This window comes from Mitsuaria sp. GD03876 (assembly GCF_029840635.1).
Classification (GTDB): Bacteria; Pseudomonadota; Gammaproteobacteria; order Burkholderiales; family Burkholderiaceae_C; genus Roseateles.
Window position 1 is genome coordinate 1 of the sequence record NZ_JAOCCU010000084.1, and the last position, 10,449, is coordinate 10,449.

The 10,449-nt window shown below is 72.0% G+C and carries 7 protein-coding genes; 5 read left to right on the forward strand and 2 right to left on the reverse strand.

Features of this window, described 5'->3' with window-relative positions:
- From tssE to N5D62_RS27865, 5 genes are all read left to right on the forward strand, one after another.
- Nucleotides 1–462: type VI secretion system baseplate subunit TssE (tssE, locus tag N5D62_RS27845; protein ID WP_279761338.1), on the forward strand; the 462-nt coding region annotated here is incomplete at its 5' end.
- Nucleotides 463–466: 4 nt separating this feature from the next.
- Entirely contained in the window at nucleotides 467–2,371 is a 1,905-nt protein-coding gene (gene tssF, locus N5D62_RS27850; protein ID WP_279761339.1) for a type VI secretion system baseplate subunit TssF, read from the forward strand.
- Complete coding sequence (gene tssG / locus N5D62_RS27855; protein WP_279761340.1) at nucleotides 2,368–3,594, forward strand: type VI secretion system baseplate subunit TssG; 1,227 nt, start codon at nucleotides 2,368–2,370, stop codon at nucleotides 3,592–3,594. Before tssF ends, tssG begins: the two co-directional genes overlap by 4 nt.
- Nucleotides 3,591–6,242 (forward strand): type VI secretion system ATPase TssH, encoded by a 2,652-nt coding sequence (gene tssH / locus N5D62_RS27860; protein ID WP_279761341.1) that lies wholly within the window; start codon nucleotides 3,591–3,593, stop codon nucleotides 6,240–6,242. Before tssG ends, tssH begins: the two co-directional genes overlap by 4 nt.
- A 26-nt stretch (nucleotides 6,243–6,268) precedes the next feature.
- Nucleotides 6,269–7,270, forward strand: a complete 1,002-nt coding sequence (locus N5D62_RS27865; protein WP_279761342.1) for a DUF4424 family protein — start codon at nucleotides 6,269–6,271, stop codon at nucleotides 7,268–7,270.
- A 15-nt stretch (nucleotides 7,271–7,285) separates the two neighbouring features.
- Here the strand turns inward: N5D62_RS27865 and N5D62_RS27870 are convergent, their stop codons facing one another.
- A complete protein-coding gene (locus N5D62_RS27870) occupies nucleotides 7,286–8,548 on the reverse strand; it encodes an FAD-dependent oxidoreductase (RefSeq protein WP_279761343.1) in 1,263 nt (420 codons plus the stop codon).
- A 2-nt stretch (nucleotides 8,549–8,550) separates the two neighbouring features.
- Nucleotides 8,551–10,416: a LodA/GoxA family CTQ-dependent oxidase gene (locus tag N5D62_RS27875; protein WP_279761344.1), complete on the reverse strand. Its 1,866-nt coding sequence runs from the start codon at nucleotides 10,414–10,416 to the stop codon at nucleotides 8,551–8,553.
- Between the last annotated feature and the right edge of the window lie 33 nt (nucleotides 10,417–10,449).

The window sequence follows — 10,449 nt, forward strand, 5'->3', positions numbered from 1 at the left end:
CTGCTGGACCGGCTGACCGACGACGACCCCTACCACCGCGTCGAGGCCGAGGAACGGCGCGTCATGTCCAAGTCGCAGCTGCGCCAGGCGGTGCTGCGCGACCTGAGCTGGCTGTTCAACGCGACGCAGCCGCTGGGCAAGGACTCGTCCGAGACCTACGCGCGCGTCGGCGAGAGCGTGCTGAACTTCGGCCTGCCGGCGCTGTCGGGCCAGCTGGCCTCGCGCGTGGACGTGCACCTGCTGGAGAAGCAGATCCGCCAGGCCATCCTGCGCTTCGAGCCGCGCATCCTGCCCGAGACGCTGCACGTGCGCGCGATCGAGACGCAGAGCGTGATGGACACCCACAACGTGATCGAGTTCGACATCCGCGGCCACCTCTGGTCGCAGCCGGTGCCGCTGGAGATCCTGCTGCGCACGCAGCTGGACCTCGAGGCCGGGCAGGTCGAAGTCCGCGAGGGCTGAGGCGATGGATCCGCGGCTGCTGCGCCTGTACAACGACGAGCTCGCCCACCTGCGCGAGGTCGGCGCTGAGTTCGCGCGCGACTTCCCCAAGATCGCCGCGCGGCTGGGCATGGAGGACGCCGAGGTCGCCGACCCCTACGTCGAGCGGCTGCTGGAGGGCTTCGCCTTCCTGTCGGCGCGGGTGCAGCTCAAGCTCGACGCGGAACACCCGCGGCTGATCGCGCACCTGCTGGAGTCGATCTACCCGAACTTCCTGGCGCCGGTGCCGTCGATGATGATCGCGCGCTTCGGCGTCGATCCGACCGATCCCAACCTGTCCAAGGGCCACCCGGTGCCGCGCGGCAGCGTGCTGCAGGCCGGCGTGCCGCGCGGGCAGGACACGCGCTGCGAGTTTCGCACCGCGCATGCGGTGACGCTGTGGCCGCTGACGCTGGACGATGTCCAGTACTTCACCCACGCGCCGGACCTGCCGGTGTCGCGGCTGCCGGACGCGGCCGGCTCGCGCGGCGGGCTGCGGCTCAAGCTGCGCACCGGCGGCGGCATCCCGGTGCGCCAGCTCGGCCTGGACCGGCTGGCGCTGTACCTGAGCGCGCCCGACGAGGTCGCGTACCGGCTGCACGAACTGGCGCTGGGCGCGCCGCTGGGCACCTACGTGACCGGCGAGGGCATCGACGCGCCGCTGGTGCCGGCGCAATGGCGCGCCGCGCCGAGCATCCGCCCGCTGGGCTTCGGCGCCGACGAGGCGCTGCTGCCCGAGACCCATCGCAACTTCTCCGGCAGCCGGCTGATGCAGGAGGTCGCGACGATGCCTCGGCGCTTCCTGTTCCTGGAGATCGACCAGCTGGCCGATCGGCTGACGCGGATCGACGGCACGTCCTTCGAGATCGTGCTGTTCTTCGGGCGCGGCGAGCCGGCGCTGGAGGCGATGGTCGATGTCGACAGCGTGTCGCTGCACTGCACGCCGGCGATCAACCTGTTCCCGAAGCGGCTGGACCGGATCCAGCTCGGCACCGGCAGCTGGGAGTACCACGTCGTGCCGGACCGCACCCGGCCGATGGACTACGAGATCCACAGCCTGCAGTCGGTGACCGGCTACGGCGCCGGGTCGCTGGGGCGGCAGGGCTTCGAGCCGCTGTACGCGACCTACCACGAGGCGCGCGCCGACGCGCCGGGCTTCTACACCGCGCGGCGCGAGCCGCGGCTGCTGTCCTCGCGCCAGAAGGAGCAGGGGCCGCGCACCGGCTACATCGGCGACGAGGTCTTCCTGTCGCTGGTCGATCCGCGCCACGCGCCGTATCGCGAGGACATCCGCCAGCTGTCGGTATCGGCGCTGGTGACCAACCGCGACCTGCCGATGCTGCTGCCGCACAACGGCGCCGGCGTCTGGCGGCTCGACGCCGCCGGTCCGGTGCTCAAGGTCGAGGCGCTGCACGGACCGACGCGGCCGGTCAGCCGCCAGCCGGCCGGCGAGGCGGGCTGGAACCTGGTCGGCCTGCTGACGCAGCAGCAACTGCCCTGGGCCGACGAACCGCCGGCGCAGGCCGCGGCGACCTTGCGGCGCCTGCTGGCGCTGTACGGCCCGCCGGGCGACGCCGCGTGGCTGCGCCAGGTCGAAGGCGTGCGCGCCGTCGAGGCCAAGCCGGTCGTGCGGCGGCTGCCGTTCACCGGGCCGCTGAGCTTCGGCGCCGGCACGGAGATCGAGTTGGAGCTCGATGAACTCGCGTTCCAGGGCCACAGCGCCTACCTGTTCGCGAGCGTGCTCGAGCGTTATTTCACCCGTCACGCGGCGATCAACAGCTTCACGCAGCTGAGCCTGCGCACGCCGCAGCGCGGCCTGGTCAAGCGCTGGGCGCCGCGCATCGGCGGCGACGCCGAGGGCCGCGGCGAGGCCCGCGGAGACCGCGCATGAACGTGCGCGAGCCCGGCTCGATCCCCGACGGCGCGGACGACGGGACCGGCGGCGACGCGGTCGCGGCCGCCGCCATCGACGCCTTGGCCGCGGAGTCGCCGCCCGAGGCGCTGCTGGCCCGCCGTCCCGGCAAGCGCGGCGAGCGGGACGAGGCGCTGCGCGCGCTGTTCGAGCAGGTCGAGGCGGCGCCCTGGGCGCACGACTTCTTCGCGCTGTTGCGTCGTATCGAGGGCTTGTCGCCGGACGTGCCGCGGCTGGGGCGCGGGCTGCGCCCGTCGCAGGAGGCGATCCGGCTGGGCCAGGAACCGGAACTGGACTTCGCGCCGGCGGCGCTGGCCAGCCTGACGCGCGGGCAGAACCCGGCGCCGCGGCTGGGCGTGCGCTTCTTCGGGCTGCTCGGCCCGCAGGGGCCGATGCCGCTGCACCTCACTGAATACACCCGGGAGCGGCTGCACCAGCGCGGCGACCCGACGCTTAGCCGTTTCCTGGACGTCTTCCACCACCGGCTGCTGCTGCACTTCTACCGGGCCTGGGCGCAGTCCCAGCCGGCGGTCCAGCATGACCGGCCGGCGACGGACCGTTATGCCGCCTGGCTGGGCGCCGCCACCGGACTGGACGGCGCGATGCGGCCCGGCGACTCGCTGCCGCAGTCGGCGCGGCTGTTCCAGGCCGGCCTGCACGGCGGCCGGGCGCAGCATCCGGAGGGGCTGGCCAAGATCCTGTCGCTGCACTTCGGCGTGCCGGTGCGCATCGAGCAGCACGTCGCGCACTGGCTGCCGGTCGAGGACAGCGAACGCACGCGGCTGGGTTTCGCCCGCCAGCGGCCCGAGCGCATCGGCGCGACGCTGCCGCGGCTGGGCCAGAACACGGCGGCCGGCAACAAGGCCTGGGACCGGCAGTACCGCTTCCGCGTCGTGCTGGGCCCGCTGACGCTGCGCCAGTACGAGGGCTTCCTGCCCGACGGCGACGCGTGGCGGCCGCTCAACGACTGGATCCGCCAGTACGTCGGGCACAACCTGCAGTGGGAGCTGCAGCCGGTGCTGCGCCGGGACGAGGTGCCCGCCGCCGCGCTGAGCGGCCGCGCGCGGCTCGGCTTCACATCCTGGACGGGCCGCGCGGGCGGCCGTCCGCATCGTCACGACCGGGGCGACCTGCACCTGCATCCGCGCCAGCGGGTCAAGGGGCGGGCGACGCCGCCGGCATCACAGGGAGCATCGTCATGACTGAAATCGCCCGCACCAGCCTGTTCGGCAAGCTCAATCCGCTGGCCTACAAGGCGATCGAAGGCGCCACCGTGTTCTGCAAGCTGCGGGGCAATCCGTACGTGGAGCTGCAGCACTGGCTGTACCAGATCCTCAACACGCCGGACTCCGACCTGCACCGCCTGGCCAAGCATTACGGGCTGGACGCGGCGCAGCTGTCGGCGGACCTGATGGCCTCGCTGGACCGGCTGCCGCGCGGCGCGACCTCGGTCACCGACCTGTCGAGCTGGGTCGAGAACGCGGTCGAGCGCGGCTGGGTCTATGGCTCGCTGATGTTCGGCGACCAGCAGGTGCGCACCGGCCACCTGGTACTGGGGCTGCTGAAGACGGCATCGATGCGCAACGTGCTGCTGTCGATCTCCAAGCAGTTCGAGAAGATCAACGTCGACGACCTGAGCGAGAAGTTCAACCAGATCCTCGAGGGCTCGCCCGAGCGCTCGATGCGCGCCGCCGAACCCGGCGCCGATCCCGGCGACGCCAGCGGCGCCATCGCGCCCGCGGCGATGGGCAAGCAGGAGGCGCTCAAGCGCTACGCCGTCGACCTGACGGAACGCGCGCGCAACGGCGAGATCGACCCGATCGCCGGCCGCGACGAGGAGATCCGCCAGATCGTCGACATCCTGATGCGGCGCCGCCAGAACAACCCCATCCTCACCGGCGAGGCGGGCGTGGGCAAGACGGCGGTGGTGGAAGGCTTCGCGCTGCGCCTGGCGCAGGGCGACGTGCCGCCGCAGCTCAAGGACGTGTCGCTGTACATGCTGGACATCGGCCTGCTGCAGGCCGGCGCGAGCATGAAGGGCGAATTCGAGAACCGCCTGCGCCAGGTCATCGACGAGGTGCAGGCCTCGCCCAAGCCGATCATCCTGTTCATCGACGAGGCGCACACGCTGATCGGCGCGGGCGGCGCGGCCGGCACCGGCGACGCGGCCAACCTGCTCAAGCCGGCGCTGGCGCGCGGCAAGCTGCGCACCGTCGCCGCGACCACCTGGGCCGAGTACAAGAAGCACATCGAGAAGGACCCCGCGCTGACGCGGCGCTTCCAGGTCGTGCAGGTGCCCGAGCCTGACGAGCACAAGGCGGTGCTGATGCTGCGCGGCGTGGCCTCGATCCTGGAGAAGCACCACCGCGTGGCGCTGCTGGACGAAGGCATCGAGGCGGCGGTGCGGCTGAGCCACCGCTACATCCCGGCGCGGCAGCTGCCCGACAAGGCGGTGAGCCTGCTGGACACGGCCTGCGCGCGCGTGGCGGTGAGCCAGCATGCGACGCCGGCGGAGCTCGAGGACTGCCTGCGCCGCATCCAGGCGCTGGAGATCGAGCGCGAGATCATCGGCCGCGAGGGCGCGATCGGCATGGACGTCGCGGAGCGCAAGGCGCGCGTGGCGAGCCAGCTCGACGAGGCGCAGACGCGCAAGGCGGAGCTCGAGGCGCGCCACCTGAAGGAGAAGGGCCTGGTCGACCGCGTGCTGGAACTGCATGCGCTGCTGCGCAAGGACGGCGAGGGCGCGCCCGACGAAGCGACGCGCGAGACGCTGCTGGCCGAGCTGGGCGGCTTGCGGACCGAACTGGCGGCGCTGCAGGGCGATGCGCCGCTGATCCTGCCGCAGGTCGACGAGCAGGCGGTGGCCGCGGTGGTGCAGGACTGGACCGGCGTGCCGGTCGGGCGCATGGTGCGCGACGAGGTGCAGGCGGTGCTGAAGCTGGCGGACACGCTGAACCAGCGGGTCGTGGGCCAGCGCCATGCGCTGGAGATGATCGCCAAGCGCATCGAGGTGTCGCGCGCGGGGCTGGACAACCCGGGCAAGCCGATCGGCGTGTTCCTGCTGGCGGGCACCTCGGGCGTGGGCAAGACGGAGACGGCGCTGGCGCTGGCCGAATCGCTGTACGGCGGCGAGCAGAACGTCATCACGATCAACATGAGCGAGTACCAGGAGGCGCACACCGTCTCGACGCTCAAGGGCTCGCCCCCGGGCTACGTCGGCTACGGCGAGGGCGGGGTGCTGACCGAGGCGGTGCGCCGCCGGCCCTACAGCGTGGTGCTGCTCGACGAGGTGGAGAAGGCCCACCCGGACGTGCACGAGCTGTTCTTCCAGGTCTTCGACAAGGGCTGGATGGAGGACGGCGAGGGCCGCTACATCGACTTCAAGAACACGATCATCCTGCTGACCAGCAACGCGGGCAGCGACCTGATCATGAAGCTGTGCGGCGATCCGGAGCTGATGCCCGAACCCGAGGGCATCGCCAAGGCGCTGCGCGAGCCGCTGCTGAAGGTGTTCCCGGCGGCGCTGCTGGGGCGCCTGGTGACGATCCCGTACTACCCGCTGAGCGAGGAGATGCTGGGCCAGATCGTGCGGTTGCAGCTGGGCCGGATCCAGAAGCGCGTGAGCGAGAACCTGGGCGTGCCGCTGAGCTTCGACGACGAGGTGGTCAAGCTGATCATCAGCCGCTGCAACGAGGTCGAGAGCGGCGGCCGGGTGGTGGACGCGATCCTGACCAACACGGTGCTGCCGCGCATCAGCCGCGAGTACCTGACGCGGCTGACCAACGGCCAGACGATCACGAAGGTCGCGCTGACGGTGAAGGACGGGGACTTCGAATACGGCTTCGATTGAGGGCCGCTGGCGGATACTCCGCCGCCATGAAATTCCTCCTTCCCGGGCTGGCGGCGCTGCTGCTGGCCGCGAGCGGACTGCCGGCCGCGCGCGCCAACGATTCGATGGCGCGCGTGGGCACCGGCGGTCTCCAGCTCGTCAAGAGCGCCGACGTGCGCATGGCTTCCGAGCTGCTGGAGATCTCCCAGCAGCGGATCCGCGTCACCTACCAGTTCGTCAACGAAGGGCGCGCGGACATCCAGACGACGGTGGCCTTCCCGCTGCCGGACTTCGGCTGGAACCCGGGCATGTCGATGCTCGACGAGAACGACTACCCGCTGTCGTTCAAGGTGCTGGTCGACGGCCAGCCGGTGCCGACGCGGATGGAGCAGAAGGCGTTGCTCGATGGGCGCGACGTGACGGCCCAACTGCGCCGGGCCGGGCTCTCCGACCTGACGATGTTCGAGACCTTCGGCTGCGACCGGGAGACCTGCGAGTACCCGAAGGCGCTGGAGCGGCGGCTGGAGGCGCTGGGGGCGGTCGTGAAGGGCTTCCCGCAATGGCGGGTCGCGCAGACGGTGTACTGGCAGCAGCGCTTCCCAAAGGATCGGCCGTTGCGCGTGGAGCACGAGTACAAGACGCTGCGCGGGCAGATCTACACCTATCCGTATCAGCGCAACGAGTGGGTGCCGCCGCAGGACCGGCTGCCGCGCCCGGCCCGTCACGACGATGACGCGGTCTGCCTGGACGAAGGCGCGCGCGCCGCGCTGGACCGTCGCATGGCGCGCGAGGTGGAGGCGGGCGCCAAGCTGCTGCAGGTGACCTTGCAGGACGTCGAGTACATCCTGGGCACCGGCCGCAACTGGAAGGGGCCGATCGGCGACTTCACGCTGCGCATCGAGAAGGACCGACCGGACGAGATCGTGTCGCTGTGCTTTCCCGGGCAGGCCCGGCGCGTCGATGCGAAGACCCTGGAGTTCCGCGCGAAGGACCTGGTGCCGCAGGACCGGCTGGTCGTGCACTTCTATCAGGTCTATCCGGAGCGTTGACGGCTGCGGGTCTGCCTAACCAGCGCCCATCGGCATCAACGACCGCCGCGCGGAGGCGCGCTCCGTGAGGAAGCGCCGCCAGAACCGGTCGGCGCGGGTGGCCCAGGCCTGGGCTTCGGTCCAGCCGTCCCGCGGATCGCTGGAGCCGCTCGATCGCGACAGCCACGGCAGCACCACTTGATCGCAGGCCTCGACCGCGTCGCGCAGAGCGCCGCTGAGGCCCGATGACGACAGCGGGTCCAGCGACATCAACGCATCGCCGATGGCGAGCCATCCCGGACCCGCCGCGCGCGACAGGCAGGCGCTTTCCGCCGACGTGACGTGGATGGTCTCGTCCCGCGGCGCGTCCGCCGTCAGCCAGTGGCGGGCGCTCCAGGTGGCCGACCACGCCTTCCCCCACGCGTCGGGGCGACGGCAGTCCGCCGCGTCCGGTGCCTGCACCATCCAGCTGAGCACGATGTCGCGGGGACCCGGCACCGTGCTCCACCAGCCCGCCGGATCGCCTTCGACCAGCACCGAATGGCGTTGCGCCGCCGACCAGGCCGACGGCACCGGGATCCGGCGTTGCAGCGCGACCTGCCGGTCCAAGCGGTGGCGCGGCACGCCCAGCAGGTGCGCCGCGAGCGCGGCCCGGCGTCCCGTGGCATCGATGAGCAGGCGAGGGTGCAGCGAGCGAGGGCCCGGCGAGGCAGCCGTGACGCCGACGGGCGATGCCGAGGAGAGGGACGTGGCGTCGGAGGCTGCTGGCGCTGCAGGTGAGGTTGATGCCGACGTACCGCTTCGCACTGGCGACACCGACGCGCGCCAGCGGTCGCCGGCGCGCTGAAGGCCGTCGATCGCGCTCGCGTCGATCAGCGTCGCGCCGGCCTGGATCGCGGCGGCGCGGAGCGCCGCGTCCAGCCGCGCCCGGTCGACCAGCCAGCCCGGGCGACACCCCCGGTCGGCGAAACGGCGCATCACCGGCGCGCCGTCGTGCACCGACAGCGCGCATTCGTACGGCATCGCGCCGCCGAGCGCCGCGAGCGCATCGAATCCCTCGAACCCCAACCGTGCCAGGAGCACCGGCACGTCGGGTGTCGCCGACTCGATGCGCGGCATCGCCGAGCCGCCGCAGGCCGTTTCGCCTCGCACAGCCTGGCGCTCGACCAGCACGACGCTGACGCCCGCGCGCCGCAGCGCGAGCGCCGTCGCGCAGCCCGCCGGGCCGGCGCCGGCGATCAGCACGTCCGGCACGTCCGGCGCCTCGCGCTCGACGACCGGTCGCGGCCTCGCGTCCACGCTCATTCGTCCGGCGGGAAGAACGGCCGCGGCAGCGTGCGGGCGACCTCGACGTAGCGCTCCTCCAGCAGCGCGCCGTCTGCACGTGGCGGCCGGTCCGGCGGCACCGGCACCTCCTTGGCCATCACGAAGCCCAGCTGCGACCAGTACCGCACCATCTGGACGTTGTCCGGGAACGTGATGTAGTCCGGCGCCAGCTGGTCGAAGTCGGTGCCGATCCACGGGACCTGGCCCGGCGTGTGCTGGTCCGGCTGCGGCGGCGCGAAGGACGCGTTCCGGAGCCGGGGCGTCGGGTCCAGGTAGACGAATTCCGGCCGCTGCGCCGGCCACCACCACAGCACCCGGCCGTCCAGCGGCTGCGACGCGCATTCGTTGAAGTCCGCCTGCCACGGCACCGCCATGTAGCGCGACATGTCGCCCGGCTCCATCCGCTTCGGATCGAAGCCCGGCGACAGCGGCCCCTGCGGCACCATCGCCGCGTTCACCCGCAGCGGATCGTCGTCCTGGTAGATCGCGTCCAGCCGCGAGTTCCAACTCATCTCGATGCCCGGCGAGAACGCGCCGCCGACGCAGTTGTCCAGCACCGCGCGCGTCAGCGCCAGCGGATCGGGCGCCTCGTCCGCCGCCGGCGTCCGCGCGGCCGCGCCGTCCGGCGCCGAGTTGACGAACCAGCCCTGCGTCCACTGCTGCAGGAAGAAGTACTGCGTGTCGGTCAGCCGCAGGTACTTGGAGGTCAGCGTGTCCGGCTTGAGCGCGTTGTCCCCGGCCAGGTACGGCATCATCGTCCGCCCCTGCGGGCTGACGATCCGGTTCTCGCCGCCGGGCGGGCGCAGCACCTCCAGGATCCAGCCGCGCAGGCCGCGGTAGGGATCGTCGTCGCCGACGGGCACGCGGCCCAGCTGCGACGGCTCGAAGCGGTGCGGCTTCGGCGGGATCGCCGTGACCCAGGGGTACAGCATCGCGCGCTCCAGCACCGGCCAGATCTCGGTGGCGAAGTCCGGCCGGTAGCCGTCCGCGCCGCCGCGCCACATCCCCTGGTCGTAGATGCGCGCATCCGCGCCGCGCCGCACGGCGCCGTCGAAGATCGTGTCCCACAGCGTCACCAGGTTGGCGATCTGCGGCGCGTACTTCGGCGGCGCGACCGACACCCAGGCGGTGCCCGCGTCGACGCGCGTGCCGTCCTTGAGCACCACCACCGCCTGCACCGGCCCGTCGGAGGTGTCGTCCCACCAGCCGTCGTTGTTGGCGTACTCCGGCAGCTGCGGGTCGGCGTCCGGCGTGCCCGCGATGCCGAAACCGCCCAGGAACAGCAGCCGGCCCTGCGGATCGGAGCGCAGCTCGCCCAGCGCCTCGATGCGGTCCTGGCACGGGTGCAGCAGCGGCTGCGGCGCGCGGGTGCCCGGGTAGCCGGGCGGCATCGTCGCCTGGTCGATCGGCACGGGGTAGGCGGCGCCGCCATCGATCCGGCGCGGGCCGAAATCGATCATCAGCGACTGGCGGTCCTCGACCGACGGGTTGCGCAGCGCATGGTTGCTGGCGTAGCCGTACTCGCCGGCGTTGGTCTCGAAGGCGTACCAGCTCGCCTTCTTGTTGGCGACGTGCACGGTCCATTCGATCGCGGCGATGTCGTCGGCCTGCAGCGTCACTTCGGTCCACGGTCCCGCGTCGGTCCGGCGGTAGACGCGCAGCCGCGCGGCCTGGCGGCACAGCCGGCCCTGCTCGTCGCGGAAGTCGCGTTCGGTGAAGGCCTGGCCGTCCGGCCGCAGCGGCAGGCCGCGATAGCTTTCCGGGCCGATGTAGAAGCGCTCCGGCGCGTTGCCGACCCGCGCGATGCCGATGGTCGGAAAGATCTTGTAGGTGGTGCCCATGGAGGTCTCCCGTCAAAGGTCGTGGACGCCGGC

Bases quoted from the DNA above. Each gene is read 5' to 3' on its own strand.
- N5D62_RS27875 (WP_279761344.1), bottom strand. From the start codon at position 10,416: ATGGGCACCACCTACAAGATCTTTCCGACCATCGGCATCGCGCGGGTC.
- tssF (WP_279761339.1), top strand. From the start codon at position 467: ATGGATCCGCGGCTGCTGCGCCTGTACAACGACGAGCTCGCCCACCTG.
- tssG (WP_279761340.1), top strand. From the start codon at position 2,368: ATGAACGTGCGCGAGCCCGGCTCGATCCCCGACGGCGCGGACGACGGG.
- tssH (WP_279761341.1), top strand. From the start codon at position 3,591: ATGACTGAAATCGCCCGCACCAGCCTGTTCGGCAAGCTCAATCCGCTG.
- N5D62_RS27865 (WP_279761342.1), top strand. From the start codon at position 6,269: ATGAAATTCCTCCTTCCCGGGCTGGCGGCGCTGCTGCTGGCCGCGAGC.